This window comes from Neisseria canis (assembly GCF_900636765.1).
GTDB lineage: Bacteria > Pseudomonadota > Gammaproteobacteria > Burkholderiales > Neisseriaceae > Neisseria > Neisseria canis.
On sequence record NZ_LR134313.1, the window covers coordinates 1591053 to 1606915 of the forward strand.

A 15863-nucleotide genomic window follows, 5' to 3' on the forward strand; every position below is an offset into this window, starting at 1 on the left:
TAAAATATCAAGGATAGGCGGCTGTATAGATAAATGCCTGTCTGAAAAAGCTTTTATGCAGGTTCAATCAACTTTTCTATGTTCGGGGAAAGGCATGATGAAATTGATAAAAACAACGGGTTTGACATTATTTTTTGTCGGTTTTTCTGTGTCTGTTTTTGCAAAAGAAGTGCCTGTTGTGCCGACCAATACACGTATCATTTATGAAGGCGGCCAAGCGGTGGGTAAAGGGTCGGTTAGGGAATATTCCGAGCGCACCGGCTCTTCCGGCAGCTTTAGTCTCAATGCCGGCAGCGGCAAGGCTTATAACACACGCATTGAAATCGGCACGGTTTATCCGGATTCTTATTATTACGATTATGACTACCGCTACCCGAGGCGGCATCATGTTGATGATTATTTCCGCTGGAAAAACCGCATGCGCTTGGAAGCTCGGCGCAAAGAGGCGCAAAACCTATCGCCTAAAACGAATAACCGGCTGTATAACGAAGTGGTAACGCAGCAGAGGTTGAAAGAGCGGCGGCGCGATCCCGATGCGCAGTTCGGGCACCCGCCTTATGATTACCGGCAGGGCGAGCGAATCAGGATAGAATGGCGCCGTTAAACTTAAATAGCTAGAATGCCTGTCTGAAGCTTTTCAGACAGGCATTCGGTTTTTTAGCCTGCAATTATTTTAGAATGCCTGCACGTTAAACATCACGTCAATTTTGCGCCATTGTTCCGTTTCGTAAATCAACGAATCGGCAATCAGCAGGTTTTCATCCAGCCAGTTTTGGTTGATGCGCAGCGTGAAATGCCGTTTTTCGGGATCGAAGCGCAATTGGGTGTAAGGCGGTAGTGTGAAAGAGAGGCGGGAGCGGTGGAAGAGTACGGCCAGGCGCAAAGCTGTGATGGCAAACCACATCATGCGGTTGCCGTTTACCAGGTCGACCATTTTGCGCAGGTCGCCGCGCTGGCCGAGGGTAAGCATGGAAAGAATATGCTGCTCTTTGCGCGAAAAGCCCGGCATGTCGGCATTTTCAAGGATATAAGCGCTGTGTTTGTGGTAGGCCGTGTGGGCGATTTCGATGCCGATTTCATGCACTTGTGCGGCCCAGTTGACATATTGCTGCCAATAAGCCAATTCCTGCACGGAAGCTGTTTGGGCAAGGCTTTCCATGAAAATTTTGGCTGTGGCGGCCACTCTTGCCGCTTGGCTGGGCGAAACATGGTAGCGTTGCTGGAATTGCGTGATGGTTTGATCGCGCATATCGGCGTTGAGCTGGCGGCCGATTAAGTCGTAAAACACACCGTCGCGCAGCGCCGCTTCGGTAACCATCATTTTTTGGATGTCCAATTCTTCAAATGCCGCCATCATCACGGCCAAGCCGCCGGCAAACACTTCCACACGCTCCGGTTTCAAACCTTCGAAACGCGCTTTTTTCACGCTGCCGGCTTGGCAGATGCGCTCGACCAGCTTCTGCATGCCGGCATAGGTGATGTCGTCGCCCATTTCCAAATCGGTGGCTATCACGTCGCGGATGGATTTGGCCGAGCCGGAAGTGCCTACGCTGAAATCCCAGCCCGTGCGTTTGTAGGATTTGCTGATGCGCTGGATTTCGGCGCGTGCGGCGTTGATGGCGGTTTTGAAGTCTTTTTCGGTGATTTTGTTTTGAAAAAAGCGCAGGCTGTAGGTAACGCAACCCAGCGGCAAGCTTTCGGTGTTGGTGGGTTCGAGCGACGAGCCGATCACAAATTCGGTGGAACCGCCGCCGATATCGACCACCAACATGCGTTCGCCGTTGGGCGGCAGAGTGTGCACCACACCGGTGTAAATCAAACGCGCTTCTTCGCGGCCGGCGATGATTTCGATGGGAAAGCCCAGGGCGGCTTCGGCGCGGGGCAGGAAATCGCCGATGTTTTTGGCAACGCGGAAGGTGTTGGTTGCCACGGCGCGCACTTGCTCGGGCGAGAAGCTGCGCAGGCGTTCGCCGAATTTGGTCAGGCAGTTGAGCGCGCGTTCTTGCGAGGCTTGGTCGAGGTTTTTGTGTTCGTCCAACCCTCCGGCAAAGCGCACCATTTCTTTGATGGAATCGAGCACTTTGAGCTGGCCGTTGTGGTTTTCGCAGATTTGCAGGCGGAAGCTGTTGGAGCCGAGATCGACTGAAGCGAGCATTTGTGGTGTGTTCATGATACTTCGGGGGTGTTTTCTGTCGGGTTTTCAGACAGGCATTCGAGTCGATATGCCTGTCTGAAAGCTGTATGGTTAAATGTGGATTATGATGAAACTCTAATTATGGTAAAAGCCGCTTTTTCAAGCATGCGTATGTTACTGTTTGAAGGGTGGTTTGTCATCATTTTCTTGATGTTTTCCGCTCAATCCGGCGCTCTTTTCAGGCTGGCCGCCTATACCGCCGCAAACCGTCCCGCTATATAATGCGGCTTTTCTAAACCTACACCCGAAGCGATATGACACAAAAACTGCCGCCCCGCCGCCTGTCTGTGGCGCCCATGCTCGACTGGACTGACCGCCACTACCGTTATATGGCGCGGCAGATTACGCGCCATACTTGGCTTTACAGCGAGATGATTAATGCCGGTGCGGTTATTTTCGGCGACAAAGACCGCTTCCTCCTGCGCAATGAGTGTGAAAATCCGGTGGCATTGCAACTGGGCGGCAGCGAGCCGGCCGATTTGGCAAAAGCTGCGAAAGCTGCGGAGCAATATGGTTATGATGAGGTGAACCTGAATTGCGGCTGCCCCAGCCCGCGGGTGCAGAAGGGTGCGTTCGGCGCATGCCTGATGAATGAAGTCGGTTTGGTCGCCGATTGTTTGAATGCAATGCAGGATGCGGTGCAGATAGATGTGACTGTGAAACACCGCATCGGCGTCGACAGGCAAACCGAATATCAGAGCGTGGCTGATTTCGTGGGCACGCTCGCGGCCAAAACGGCCTGCAAAACCTATATCGTACATGCCCGCAATGCTTGGTTGGACGGCCTTTCTCCGAAAGAAAACCGCGATGTGCCGCCGTTGAAATACGATTATGTTTACCGTTTGAAGCAAGAGTTTCCCGATTTGGAAATCATCATCAACGGCGGTGTCAACACCAATGAGCAGATTGCCGCGCATTTGGCGCATGTCGACGGTGTGATGGTGGGGCGCGAGTGTTATCACAATCCGATGATTATGCGGCAGTGGGACAGTCTGTTTTACGGCGATAACCGCGAGCCGGTGGTTTATGAAACGCTGGTTGCCAAACTTCAGGCTTATGCTCAAGAGCAGATTGCGGCAGGGCGGGGCACGATTCTGCGCCATATGGCGCGCCATTATCTGGGTTTGATGCACGGCTTGAAAGGTGCGCGCACTTGGCGGCGTATGCTTTCGGATGCCGCATTGCTGAAGCCTTCCGATCCTAAGCTGATTAAAGACGCTTGGGCCGAAGTGGCCAAAGCCAATGGCTTTCAGACAGGCATTTAAGTATGGCAAATAAACTTTATTTGTATCATGATTTCGTCATGCTCGGGCTTGACCGGAGGGAGCATTTCTTAAAGTTACCGGAACTCAAGATACCGGGGTTAAGCCGAGTATGGCGGATATGCTGATTTTTAAGTTTATTTGCTGTAGCTGGCTAACTTAAATGCGGTATTTTGAAAATTGACAATGCCTGTCTGAAAAACTTTTTCAGACAGGCATTGTTTTATGCCGCATGATCGGATGTGTTCCGACACATCATTATTACCGTTTCTCCTGTTTGCGGATAAGGTAAATTGCCCATGTGGCGAAAATGGCGGTGGGCAGCATGGCGGCAAGGAAAGGGGGGACGCCGTAGAGTTCGCTGGTAAAACCGAACAGCCGGCCGGCGAAGTGGAATGCCAAGCCTAAGCAGATGCCGCCGAAGAGCTTCAAGCCCATATTGCTGTTGCGGGTGGATTGCGGGGTGAACGCATAGGCAACCAGCGCCATAACGGCCGCCGCAATCGGATACATCAGCTTGCGCCACCATTCAATCCGGTAAGTTTGAACCTGTTGGTTGTTGGCGCTTAAGTGGTTGATGTAGGTCGTAAGCGAAGTAAGCGACATTTTGGCCGGGTCAACCAAAAGCACATCCAGCAGGCTGTTTTTCAGGCCGGTTTGCCATTGTTCTTCGGCAACTTTGGCGGTTTGCACGCGGTTTTCCCCGATGATGCTGCGTTCGATGTTGCGCAGAGTCCAAGTGCCGTCGGCGGCGATTTGAGCCGATTCGGCAAACAGGCTTTCGCTCAGGCGGAAATCGGAGTTGTGGCGGTAGATTTTGATGCGGCGCAGGCTGCGGTCGGGCAGCATTTCGCCTACATTGACGATGTCGTTGTTTTCCTTAATCCACAAGCCTTGCGAGCCGGAGCTGATGCGGCCGCTGGTGGCGGTGGCTTTCATGTTTTCAGCGTATTGGCTGGCCGCGGGGGCGGCGAACTCACCCAATAATACGGTGCCGACGGCAAAAATCAGGCCGAATTGCAGCAGGATGGTGATGATGTTCCGCGTGCTCATGCCGCTGGTTTTAATCACGGTCAGCTCGCTGTTGGCGGCAAGCTGGCTGAGTGCAATCAGGCCGCCGATCAATACGGCCAGCGGCATCAGCTCGTAGGCATGCGCGGGCACCTGCATCACCACATACTGCATCACTTTCATGCCGTTGTAGCTGCCTTTGCCCATGTCGCCGACCTCGTTGATGATGTCGAAAAAGCTGTATAAAGCCAACAGGGCAAGCAGCGAATAAGCCGACATAACGGTAAGCTGCTTAATCAGGTAGCGGCTGATCAGTTTCATTTGACACCGCCTTTCAATGCTGTTTTCAAGGCTTGCGGAAAGGGCTGGGCAGGCATGGAGCGTATGCGCAGCAGGATGACGGCGGAGCCAAAAATAATCAGGTGCATGGGCAGCAGGCCGAGCCAGAAATTGAGTTTGCCGTCTTCCACCGCGTTGCGCAGAAAGGTCAGCCCGTTTTGATAAATCAGGAAAAAGCCGATGGCAAACAGGATGTTGTAGGTGTGGCCGGTGCGCGGGTTGAAATAAGACAGCGGCACAGCCAGCATGCTCAGAAGCAGCACGGAAATCGGCAGGCTCAGCCGCCACATGAGTTCGGCCTGATATTGCGGGTTGTCGCTGCCGAACAGTTTCATAGTGGGAATGGTGCGGCGGTGGTCGATGGGGTTGATGATTTTCGGCGTGGTGTTAATGATGAGGCTCAGATGCTGAAAAGACACTTCATTCCAATCGGCTTTGCCTGCGCTGCCGTTGTAGCGGTAGCCGTTGCTCAGCTCCAAAGTGCGCTTGTTGTCTTTGAGTGAAAACGTGCCTTCTTTGGCAAATACGATGCTTTCGCGCCCTTTGTCGTCGTGCTCGCGCAAAAACAGGTTTTTCATAATGCCGGATTCGGTGTCGAACTGCTCAACGAAATAAATGCGCCCGTTGCTTTTGCCCAAAGCACGGAACACGCCTTGCTCTACCAGCGACAGCTCCTGCTTCTGCTTTAAAATCTCGGCAAATTCGCGGCTGCGCAATTCCGCCCACGGCAACACGGTAAGCTGCATCACGGCCACCAACACGGCAAACGGCAGGGCAAACCGCATCACCGGTTTCAACCATTGCTTCAGCGACAAACCGCACGAAAGCCAAACCGACATTTCACTGTCGCGCCAGTAACGGGTGAGGACGGTCAGTGTGCTGATATAGGCGGTGAGCACCAGCAAAAGCGGGGTCATGCCCAAAGTCCAGAAGCCGATAAGGGCGGCCACCGCATCCACCGCAACGCGCCCGTCGGCCGCGCGGCCGAGCAGGTTGATGGCTTGGGTGGATACCAAAATAGCCAGCAGCACCAGAAAAATGCCGACGGCGGTGAGCGTGAGCTCTTTAATGAAATTGCGCTGATAAATCATGTTGGGGTTTCAGACAGGCCTGAATGGAGTACAATCAGACATTTCTGTTTCATATAGGTTCAAACAGGTTTCTCAAAGATGCCTGTCTGAAAAAAGATTAGGAGACAAACGTGGAATTTAGCACAAAAGCCGAAAAATTGCAGCCGAACCAAAGCGCTGCCGTCCTGTATATTTGCACCGAGGCGCAGCCCTGCTGCCAAAACGGCGTGGAACAAACCGCCGCTTTACTGTGTGATTCGCTGGAGGAAGGCGAAAGCTTTGCTTCGGCTCAAACCGTGGAAAACGGCAAATTGCGTGCGGTGGCGGTGGTGCGTTTGAAAGATTTGGAACGCAAAACGTTGGAAAAAGCGGCTGCCGAGGCTGCGGCATGGGCGCAAAAGCAGGAAAACCTGGCTATCTGCATCGCACCGTTTTGCATCGAAAACGCGCCGCGCGTGGCCGAAGTGTTCACGGTTGCGCTGGGGCAGGCGGTGTACCGTTTCGACCGCTTCAAAAAAGAGGCCAAGCCGGCCAAATTGCAGCAGGCCGCTTTTTACCATCCCGAGCAGGCCGACAGCGTTCAGGCGGCCGTAACGGCTGCCGAAGCGCTGGTGTACGGCATGAATGTGTGCAAAGACTTGGGCAACACCGCGCCGAATGTGTGCACGCCTAAATATCTGGCCGACACCGCCAAAGCAGAAGCCGAAAAATTCGGCGCTTCGGCCAAAATTCTGGATCAATCCTATATCGAAAAAAACATGGGTTCGTTTTGGTCGGTGGCCAAAGGCAGCGCGCAGGCACCTTACCTGATTGAGCTGAGCTGGTTCGGCGCCGCCGACAAAAACGCAGCGCCCGTGGTGCTGGTGGGCAAAGGCATTACCTTCGACACCGGCGGCATCTCGCTCAAGCCCGGCGAAGCCATGGACGAAATGAAATACGATATGTGCGGCGCGGCCAGCGTAATCGGCACATTTGTTGCCGCCGTCAAAGCCAAGCTGCCGGTTAACCTGATTGCCGTGGTGCCCACTTGCGAAAACATGCCGGATGCCGCCGCCAGCAAACCCGGCGACATCGTAACCGCCATGAACGGCACCACCATCGAAATCCTCAACACCGATGCCGAAGGCCGCCTGATTCTGTGCGACGCTTTGAGCTATGCCGAGCAGTTCAAGCCCAAAGCCGTGGTGGACGTGGCCACGCTTACCGGTGCCTGCATCATCGCATTGGGCCACATTGCCAGCGGCGTGATGGGCAATAATCAGGATTTGGTCGACCAGCTGCTGGCAGCAGGTAAAGAAACCAACGATAAAGCTTGGCAGTTGCCTTTGTTTGAAGAATATAAAGAGCAGCTCAAATCCAATTTCGCCGATCTGCAAAATATCGGCGGCCGCCCCGCCGGCACGATTACCGCCGCCATGTTCTTGTCGAACTTCACCGAAAACTACCCGTGGGCGCACTTGGATATCGCCGGCACCGCGTGGAAATCCGGCAAAGAAAAAGGCGCCACCGGCCGCCCCGTGCCGCTCTTGCTGCAATTTTTGAAAAACAGCATCCGGTAAGGCAGCGGCCTTTTCAGACAGGCATAGGCGCGCAGACTGCAATGCCTGTCTGAAAAAATCACTCAGCAGGAAACGTTATGCGCATCAACCAAAACATCATCCTCAGCCTCGCAATACTCGGCCTAGCCGCCTGCCAGCCGCAAAACCATGTGCTCTCGCCGCAGGCCGGTGTGGCGGTTAAGACGGAGCAAACGGCACAAGGCACAGTAAGCCCCGAGCAGAAGCTGAAAGAATATCAAACACTTCTGGCTTGGGAGGCGCAAGCGGGCAGGCAGATTGGGGCTTGGATGGAAGAATGGCGCCAACGCCGCGCTTCGCATAAAAACGGCAGGCTCTCGGATGAAGAAAACCGCGAATTGGCCAAGCAGGCCGATGAGATTTACAGCAGCCTCAACCGGCTGGCCATTCAAGACGCCGAAGTGAAAGCCTTGCAGCAAAACCTGCAAACAAGCCACCGGCTTTACCGCGATATGGGCGACTTTATCTATACCCGGCCTCAAGCGCGCACAGCCGAAATGCAGCAGGCATTTGCAGACATTGCCTTGCTCACGCAGCAAGCCGAGCGGCTGAAAAACAAGTTGAACCAAGAGTTCGGCATCAAACCTTAGTATTTGTAAACCTATGCCGCAAGCCACTTTTTATACACACGTTGCCGATATTGCCGATTTTATCTGCCGCCTCAGCATGCGGGCGGTAGAGAAAGGCGCGCGCGTCTTGGTGTGGGCGGAAACTGAAGAAGAAATCGAGCGGATCGATCTCGACTTGTGGCGCAATCCGCCCGAAAGCTTTCTGCCGCATAGCGTTTGGCAAACCGATGCGGCCTATCCGCAAGACGTACCGCTGGCTTTGGCCTGCGGCAGCACGTTGCCGCATATTGACAGCGGAATTGTGGTGTTGAATATTTCCGAGCACTTTTGGTGCGACGCGCCGGCTGCGCCCGAGCGCGTACTGGAAATCGTGGGCGAAAGTTTGGAAGATTTGGCAGCGGCGCGGGAGCGTTTCCGGGCTTACCGGCAGCAGGGCTTTACCATCGAACATCACAATATGCAGGGAAAAGCCTGATTTTGCTTGCTGCGGGATCGGGCACTCTTTAAAATGATGATTTAATAAAAAATCATTTGGTTAACTATCATGAACCAGCCCGACTTCTTCGAGATTCCCAGCCCGTGCATCGGCGTGTGCCGCATGAACGGCAAGGGCTATTGCAAAGGCTGCTTCCGCAGCCGAGAAGAGCGGCTTTATTGGCTTCACATGACCGATGAGCAAAAGCACCAAGTGATGCGCCTGATTGCCATGCGGCGCAAAAAAGTGCAGCACGCGGCATGGGAAAAAATGCAGCCGCACGAAGAAGCGCCTGAGCAGGAAGATTTGGGGTTTTAGGGTCGCCCCCATTTGCCTGCGGAAACGGGTTTTCAGACAGGCCTTGTCTAATCCGTTACAATAATGCCTGTCTGAAACTTTTCAGACAGGCATTTCTACCTAATAACCAAGCAATACAGAATGAAACTCGACCGATTTAAAACCGCTGCGCTCGACCATATCGAACGCGGCTTGGGCTACACTTTCCGCGACCGCACCCTGCTTGTGCGTGCGCTTACCCACCGCAGCTATTCCGCCAACAATAACGAGCGGTTTGAATTCGTGGGCGACGCGATTCTCAACTACACCGTTGCCAAAATGCTTTACGACGTGTTTGCCAAGCTTTCCGAAGGCGAGCTTTCCCGCCTGCGCGCCAATCTGGTGAATCAGGATATGCTGGCCGAAATAGCGGTGGGGCTGAAAGTGGGCGACGGGCTGTTTCTCGGGCCGGGCGAATTGAAAAGCGGCGGTTTCAACCGCCCGTCTATTTTGGCCGACGCGATGGAGGCCATGTTTGCCGCCGTCAGCTTTGATGCGGATTTCCACACCGCCGAACAAACCGTGCGCCGCCTGTTTGCCGACAAGATACGCACGATCGATTTTAAAAACCAGGGCAAAGACCCGAAAACTTTGTTGCAGGAAGCCTTACAGGCGCGGCGTTTTGCTTTGCCGAAATACCGCATAGAAGCGCAAACCGGAGAGGGCAGCGATGCCGTGTTCGATATCGCCTGCGACTTGGGCGAGCTAGGCTTTATTTCCTATGCGCAAGCTTCGAGCCGCCGCGCCGCCGAGCAGGCCGCCGCCAAAGAAGCGTTCGGCTGGCTCGAGCGTGAGCATCCTTTGAAAACCAAATCCAAATAACGAAACAATGCCTGTCTGAAAGGCTTTCAGACAGGCATTCAAGAAAGCCAAACTGATGAACAACACCATGAATATCGAAGAATTTCTCGCCGAGTCGCCGCAAAAGCAGGGCTACCGATGCGGGTTTATCGCCATCGTGGGGCGCCCGAATGTGGGCAAATCCACTTTGATGAACCATTTAATCGGCCAGAAAGTGAGCATCACCAGCAAAAAAGCGCAAACCACGCGCCATAAAGTAACCGGCATCTACACCGACGACACGGCGCAGTTTATTTTTGTGGACACCCCCGGCTTCCAAACCGAGCACCGCAATGCGCTCAACGAACGCCTGAATCTGAACGTAACCGAAACCATGGGCGGAGTGGACGCAATCGTGTTTGTGATTGAAGCCATGCGTTTCACCGAGGCCGACCGCAGGGTGATGCGCCTGCTGCCCAAGCATCTTCCCGTGCTTTTGGTAATCAACAAAATCGACCAGGCCAAAGCGCAAAATAAAGCCGCGTTGGACGAGTTTGTCGGCCAAGTGCGCGCCGAGTTTGAATTTGCGGGCGTGGAAGTGGTGAGCGCGAAACACGGGCTGGGCATCGCCAATCTGCTGCATGCGCTCAAACCTTTCCTGCCCGAAAGCGCGCCGCTGTATCCCGAAGACATGGTTACCGATAAATCCAGCCGTTTTCTGGCCACGGAAATCGTGCGCGAGAAACTGTTCCGCTATTTGGGCGAAGAGCTGCCTTATGCCATGAACGTGGAAATGGAGCAGTTTAAAGAAGAAAACGGCATGTACCGCATCTACATTGCCGTGTTGGTGGAGCGGGAAAACCAGAAGCCGATTGTGATCGGCAAGGGCGGCGAAAAGCTGAAGAAAATTTCCACCGAAGCGCGGTTGGATATGGAAAAGCTGTTTAACTGCAAAGTGTTTCTGAAAGTGTGGGTGAAAGTGAAATCCGGCTGGGCGGACGACGTGCGCTTTTTGCGCGAGCTGGGTTTGTAAGGCTTATCATGAATTTATTGCCGGTATTGCGGTTTGCCCATGCGCTTGTCAATGCCTGTCTGAAAAGCGGCGATTGCGCTTTAGACGGCACCGCCGGCAACGGGCACGACACTTTATGCCTGGCGCGCTGCGTGGGCAAAACAGGCAAGGTGTGGGCGTTTGACGTGCAATCGCAGGCTTTGGTCAACACTGCCGCGCGTTTGGAAGAAGCAGGCGAACGCAGTCAAGTGGAATTGGTTCAGACAGGCCATGAAACGCTGGCGGATTATATAAACCGGCCTTTGGCTGCCGCCGTGTTTAATTTCGGCTGGCTGCCCGGCGGCGATAAAAGCCTCACCACGCAGATGCACACCAGTATCCAGGCTTTGTCGGCTGCGCTGGCGCTGTTGAAACCGGGCGGGTTGCTGTTGGCCGTGCTCTATCCCGGCCATGAGGTGGGCAGCGAGGAAGCGGATGCGGTGGAGCAATGGGCGGCGGCTTTGCCGCAAAACGAATACTCGGTTTTGAAATACGGCTTTATCAACCAGATAAACCGCCCGCCGTATCTTCTGTCTGTGGAAAAAAAGCATACCGCCGCTGAATGAGTTTAAAAAAAGCGCGGCCGTCCTCCCCTGATTTGGCGCTGCCGCTACGAAACACACGGTTTATGATTCAGCCTGTTTCAAACAGCGCCGCACGCTCTTGGGTTACAATAATGCCTGTCTGAAAACTGATTAAAGAAAGCGGATGATGCCTTTTCTCGCTATCAAACATGCACACCTTACTTTTGTGGTGATAACTGTTGTTTTGTTTAATTTGCGCTATTTTCTGCGCGTAGCCAAGCCGGAGAGGCCGTTGCCGGCCGTGCTGAAAATCGTGCCGCATATTAATGATACTTTGTTGTTGATTACCGGCTTGTGGGCGATGGGCGCGGCCAAATGGGTGCCGTTCGGCAATGCCGATTGGCTGGGCGTGAAGCTGGTCCTGGTGGTGGCATATATCATGGCCGGCTCGATTGCCATGCGTGCCGCGCCGCGTACGTTGAAGTCTTCCGCCGGCTATCTTGCCGGCTTGGCCTGTATGGCGGCGGTTGTGTATTTGGCGTATTACAAACCGTTTTAAACGTTTCGAATTGGGAATTTAAATGAACATTTTATTTATTGCCGACCCGATGGGCAGCTTTAAAACCTACAAAGACACCACTTACGCCATGATGCGCGAAGCCGCCGCACGCGGCCACAAGCTTTTCCATACATTGGCGTCCGAGCTGTCGGTAAAAAACGGTAAGGTGTATGCCCAAGCCGCGCCGTTTGAATTTATCGGCGCAAAAAACGACCACGACCACAACTGGTTTTCCGCCGGAGGGGCAGAGGCGGCGGCGTTAACGGATTTTGATGCCGTAATCATGCGCACCGACCCGCCGTTTGACATGCAGTATCTTTATTCGACGCAGCTGCTCACATTGGCCGAAGCGCGAGGAGCCAAAGTGTTCAACAGCGGGCAGGCCATGCGCGATTTTAATGAAAAACTGGCGATTCTGAATTTCAGCCGGTTTATCTCCCCCACATTGGTTACCACCCGCGCAAAAGATGTGCGCGCATTTTTGGCCGAGCACGGCGACATTATCGTCAAACCCCTCGACGGCATGGGCGGTATGGGCATTTTCCGGCTCACGCAGCAAGACCCGAATATCGGCAGCATTTTGGAAACCTTGATGCAGATGGAAACGCGCACCATCATGGCGCAGCGCTATATCCCCGAAATCGTGCAGGGCGACAAACGCGTGCTGGTGATTAACGGCGAAGTGGTGCCTTTTGCGCTGGCGCGTATTCCGCAACAAGGCGAAACGCGGGGCAACCTTGCCGCAGGCGGGCGCGGTGTGGCGCAGGAATTGAGCGCGCGCGACCGGGAAATCGCCGAAACCCTTGCGCCCGAGTTGAAGCGCAGGGGCATTTTGCTGGCGGGTTTGGATGTGATCGGCGATTGCCTGACCGAAGTGAATGTAACCAGTCCCACCGGTTTTCAAGAAATTATGAAGCAGAAAAACTGGGATGTTGCCGCGGCATTCATCAATGCCGTTGAGGAGCAAGCGGCGCGCTGAAGCGGAATGCCTGTCTGAAACAGGTTTTCAGACAGGCATTGATTTATCGGGAATACAAAAATGGAACCAAGCGAAAAACCATCTTATGCCGGATCGGTCAAAGGTAAAACAGGCATCAGGCGCATCATCAATGCCATGCGCTATTCTGCCGAAGGTTTTGCCGCCGCCATGAGCGAGCAGGGCTTCAGGCAGTTGGTTTATCTGAATATTGCGCTTACCGCCTTGAGTCTGTTTCTGCCTTTCGGCCCTGCCACACGCATGATGCTCTTTATGGCTTCCTGCATCACATTGATAGTAGAATTGCTCAACACAGGCTTGGAAGCCGCAGTCGACCATACTTCGATGGCTCGCCATCCTTTGGCCAAGCGTGCGAAAGACGTGGGTTCCGCCGCGCAAAGCGTTGCTTTGTTGCTGCTTGCGGTGTTGTGGTTAATGGCATTGTGGCGCGAATACGGCTTCAACCTTTTCTAAACTGGGAGGATGCAAAATGAAAAAAGCACTTTTGGGTTTGTTGGCGGTGGGATTGAGCCAAACCGTATCGGCGGCAGATGCCGTTAAAATCGAGCAGCCGTGGGCACGGCCCACCGTGGAAGGCATGCGTAACGGCGGCGCGTTTATGATGCTGGAAAACCAAAGCGGCAAAGATGATGTATTGGTGGGCGCAAGCACGCCGGTTGCCAAATATACCGAAATCCACGAGCATGTGCTTCAAGGCGATGTAATGCGCATGCGCGAAGTGAAGGGCGGCCTGCCGCTTAAAGCCAACGAAAGCGTGGCTTTGAAGCCGGGCGGCTATCATGTGATGCTGATGGGTTTGAAGCAGCCCCTGCAAACCGGCAGCAAATTCCCGCTTACCCTCAAATTCAAACATGCCAAGCCGCAAACTGTAGAGGTGGAAGTGAAAAAAGCCATGCACGTGCCCGAGCACGGCCACCATCATGAACATTAAACAGTCCGTGCAGCCGACAACCTGATTATTGACACCATGCAGCCGATTGAATATTGCCAGCAGAAAGCCGCCGAAAGCGGCTCCAGCTTTTTGGCCGGATTCCGCTTCCTGCCGCAAAACCAGCGCGACGCCATGACCGCTTTATATGCCTTTTGCCGCGAAGTGGACGATGCGGTGGACGACTGCTCCGACCCCGGCGTGGCGCAAACCACGCTGAACTGGTGGCGCGGCGACTTGGCTGCCGTGTTTTCAGACAGGCTTCCCGAGCATCCTGTGAATCAGGCTTTGCAGGGCATTGCGCGCGAATTCGGCTTGCCGCATGAAGAATTTGAAGAAATCATCAACGGCATGCAGATGGATTTGGAACAATCGCGTTATACCGACTTTGAATCGCTCAAACTTTACTGCCACCGTGTGGCCGGCGTGGTGGGCAGGCTGATTGCCCGCATTTTAGGCTTCGACAATCCGAAAACGTTGGAATACGCCGATAAAACAGGCTTGGCGCTTCAGTTGACCAATATCATCCGCGATGTGGGCGAAGATGCGAGGCGCAGCCGTATTTATCTGCCGATAGACGAATTGCAGCGCTTCAACGTGCCGGCGCATACCGTTATGCAGGGCAAAGACACACCGGAATTCAAAGCCCTGATGGCGTTCCAAGTGGAGCGCGCCCGCCGGATTTACCGTGAGGCTGCGGCGGCATTACCGCCGGAAGACAGAAAAAAACAAAAAGCAGGTTTGGTGATGGCGGCGATCTATTACGCATTGCTCAATGAAATCGAGCGCGACGGCGTGCAAAATGTGTTGAAATACAAAATCGCCATTCCCGGCCCGCGCAAAAAACGCATTGCCTTGAAAACCTGGCTGTTCGGATTCAAACCATGAAGATAAACCGCAAACCGAAAATCGCCGTGATCGGCGCAGGCTGGAGCGGCTTGGCTGCCGCAGTCAGCCTTTGCCGCAAGGCAGACATAACCGTGTTTGAAGCCGGTAAAGCCGCAGGCGGCCGCGCCCGTACGCTTAATGCCGACAAAGGCGGCTTCGCTTTTTTAGACAACGGCCAGCATATCCTGATCGGCGCTTACCACGGCGTGCGTACCTTGCTGGAACACATAGACGTGAAGCCGGATAGCGTGTTTTTGCGCCAGCCGCTGCAATGGCATATGGCAGACGGTATGAAGTTTCAGACAGGCATTCTGCCCGCACCGCTGCATATCCTAACAGCGGTATTGGGTGCGAAAGATATCGGGCTGGCCGACAAATTCGGCCTGCTTTGGCAAATGTCGGTGCTGCAAAAGCGTCGGCCTAACGAGCCGGACGAAGCTGTTGCCCAGTGGTTGAGGGCGCAGCGGGCATCGCGCAGGCAGCTTGCCGAATTTTGGACGCCGCTGGTATTGGGCGCACTGAACACGCCGCTGGAACAAGCCAGCCTGAACACGCTTTGCCATGTGCTGCGCGACGGCGTGTGGGCGGAAAAAAACGCAGGCGATTTCTGGCTGCCCAAGTGCGGCCTCGGCGAATTGCTGCCCGAGCCTGCCATTGCCTGTCTGAAAAAACACCATGCCCAAGTGCGCTTGGGCGAGCGCGTTGCCGCTTTGGAATGCCTGCCTTACGGCAAAGTGGGCGTCAACGGGCAGGCTTTTGATGCCGCGATTCCCGCCGTGGCGCCTTATCATATGGCAGCTTTGCTGCCGGAAACCACGCCCGAGGCTTTCAGACTGGCATTGGATACTTACCGCTATCATGCGGTTACCACGGTTTATCTGCGCTATCGTGAAGAAATCAACCTGCCCGCCGCGATGACCGGCTTGGCATCGGGTACCGCACAATGGCTGCTCGACCGCGGCCGTTTGGGCGTGGACAGGCATGAGGCAGCCGCGGTAATCAGCGTGTCGGAAACGCTGGGTTTGAGCAACGAAGCCTTGGCAGCGCAAGTGCACGCTGATGTGGCGCGGGTTTGCCCCAACATCGGCCGCCCTCAGCAAGTGCGTGTGATTACCGAAAAACGCGCCACCGTGGCATCCACCGTGAACCGCGTGCGCCCCGACTGCGCATGGCTGCACCACAAAAATATTTATCCTGCAGGCGATTACCTGCACCCGCATTACCCCGCCACGCTCGAAGCCGCCGTGCAAAGCGGCCAGCAGGCAGCCGCGCTGGCGGCAAACCGGTTCAATCTTTAAAACAA

At 54.4% G+C, this 15863-nt stretch carries 18 protein-coding genes; 15 read left to right on the forward strand and 3 right to left on the reverse strand.

Annotated features, from left to right (window positions below; translation table 11 throughout):
- Positions 1-148: 148 nt before the first annotated feature.
- Complete coding sequence (locus EL143_RS07465) at positions 149-604, forward strand: hypothetical protein (RefSeq protein ID WP_126326686.1); 456 nt, start codon at positions 149-151, stop codon at positions 602-604.
- 69 nt (positions 605-673) lie between these two features.
- Here the strand turns inward: EL143_RS07465 and ppx are convergent, their stop codons facing one another.
- A complete protein-coding gene (gene ppx / locus EL143_RS07470) occupies positions 674-2170 on the reverse strand; it encodes an exopolyphosphatase (RefSeq protein WP_085415553.1) in 1497 nt (498 codons plus the stop codon).
- A 278-nt stretch (positions 2171-2448) separates the two neighbouring features.
- Here ppx and dusA point away from each other — a divergent pair, with 278 nt between their 5' ends.
- Positions 2449-3459, forward strand: a complete 1011-nt coding sequence (gene dusA / locus EL143_RS07475; protein WP_085415552.1) for a tRNA dihydrouridine(20/20a) synthase DusA — start codon at positions 2449-2451, stop codon at positions 3457-3459.
- Between the two features lie 258 nt (positions 3460-3717).
- Here dusA and lptG read toward each other — a convergent pair whose 3' ends face one another.
- Together lptG and lptF are read right to left on the reverse strand one after the other, a co-directional pair.
- Positions 3718-4788, reverse strand: a complete 1071-nt coding sequence (gene lptG, locus EL143_RS07480; RefSeq protein WP_085415551.1) for an LPS export ABC transporter permease LptG — start codon at positions 4786-4788, stop codon at positions 3718-3720.
- Positions 4785-5897, reverse strand: a complete 1113-nt coding sequence (gene lptF / locus EL143_RS07485; RefSeq protein WP_085415550.1) for an LPS export ABC transporter permease LptF — start codon at positions 5895-5897, stop codon at positions 4785-4787. The genes lptG and lptF overlap by 4 nt, the downstream gene beginning before the upstream one ends.
- Before the next feature lie 110 nt (positions 5898-6007).
- Between lptF and EL143_RS07490 the strand changes: the two genes are divergently transcribed.
- From EL143_RS07490 to hpnE, 13 genes are all read left to right on the forward strand, one after another.
- A complete protein-coding gene (locus EL143_RS07490) occupies positions 6008-7435 on the forward strand; it encodes a leucyl aminopeptidase (protein WP_085415549.1) in 1428 nt (475 codons plus the stop codon).
- A 77-nt stretch (positions 7436-7512) separates the two neighbouring features.
- On the forward strand, positions 7513-8043 hold the full coding sequence (locus tag EL143_RS07495) for a hypothetical protein (RefSeq protein ID WP_085415548.1): 531 nt from the start codon (positions 7513-7515) through the stop codon (positions 8041-8043).
- A gap of 13 nt (positions 8044-8056) precedes the next feature.
- Positions 8057-8497: a DNA polymerase III subunit chi gene (locus tag EL143_RS07500; protein WP_085415547.1), complete on the forward strand. Its 441-nt coding sequence runs from the start codon at positions 8057-8059 to the stop codon at positions 8495-8497.
- A gap of 69 nt (positions 8498-8566) precedes the next feature.
- Positions 8567-8815: a DUF1289 domain-containing protein gene (locus EL143_RS07505; RefSeq protein ID WP_085415546.1), complete on the forward strand. Its 249-nt coding sequence runs from the start codon at positions 8567-8569 to the stop codon at positions 8813-8815.
- Positions 8816-8935: 120 nt separating this feature from the next.
- Entirely contained in the window at positions 8936-9655 is a 720-nt protein-coding gene (rnc, locus tag EL143_RS07510) for a ribonuclease III (protein WP_085415545.1), read from the forward strand.
- 67 nt (positions 9656-9722) lie between these two features.
- Positions 9723-10646 carry a GTPase Era gene (gene era, locus EL143_RS07515; RefSeq protein ID WP_085415641.1) on the forward strand — a complete coding sequence of 308 codons (924 nt, stop codon included), beginning with the start codon at positions 9723-9725 and terminating at the stop codon, positions 10644-10646.
- A gap of 8 nt (positions 10647-10654) precedes the next feature.
- Positions 10655-11230 carry a class I SAM-dependent methyltransferase gene (locus EL143_RS07520; RefSeq protein WP_085415544.1) on the forward strand — a complete coding sequence of 192 codons (576 nt, stop codon included), beginning with the start codon at positions 10655-10657 and terminating at the stop codon, positions 11228-11230.
- Positions 11231-11375: 145 nt separating this feature from the next.
- Entirely contained in the window at positions 11376-11747 is a 372-nt protein-coding gene (locus EL143_RS07525; RefSeq protein WP_085415640.1) for a SirB2 family protein, read from the forward strand.
- 22 nt (positions 11748-11769) lie between these two features.
- Positions 11770-12726, forward strand: coding sequence for a glutathione synthase (gshB, locus tag EL143_RS07530; protein ID WP_085415543.1), 957 nt, complete (start codon positions 11770-11772; stop codon positions 12724-12726).
- Between the two features lie 60 nt (positions 12727-12786).
- Positions 12787-13197 (forward strand): diacylglycerol kinase, encoded by a 411-nt coding sequence (locus EL143_RS07535; RefSeq protein WP_085415542.1) that lies wholly within the window; start codon positions 12787-12789, stop codon positions 13195-13197.
- A gap of 16 nt (positions 13198-13213) precedes the next feature.
- The gene (locus EL143_RS07540) at positions 13214-13675 is read left to right on the forward strand and encodes a copper chaperone PCu(A)C (RefSeq protein WP_085415541.1); all 462 of its coding nucleotides are present in this window, start codon (positions 13214-13216) and stop codon (positions 13673-13675) included.
- Positions 13676-13711: 36 nt separating this feature from the next.
- Positions 13712-14560, forward strand: coding sequence for a presqualene diphosphate synthase HpnD (hpnD, locus tag EL143_RS07545; RefSeq protein WP_085415540.1), 849 nt, complete (start codon positions 13712-13714; stop codon positions 14558-14560).
- Positions 14557-15858: a hydroxysqualene dehydroxylase HpnE gene (hpnE, locus tag EL143_RS07550; RefSeq protein WP_085415539.1), complete on the forward strand. Its 1302-nt coding sequence runs from the start codon at positions 14557-14559 to the stop codon at positions 15856-15858. Before hpnD ends, hpnE begins: the two co-directional genes overlap by 4 nt.
- The last annotated feature ends 5 nt before the right edge of the window (positions 15859-15863 follow it).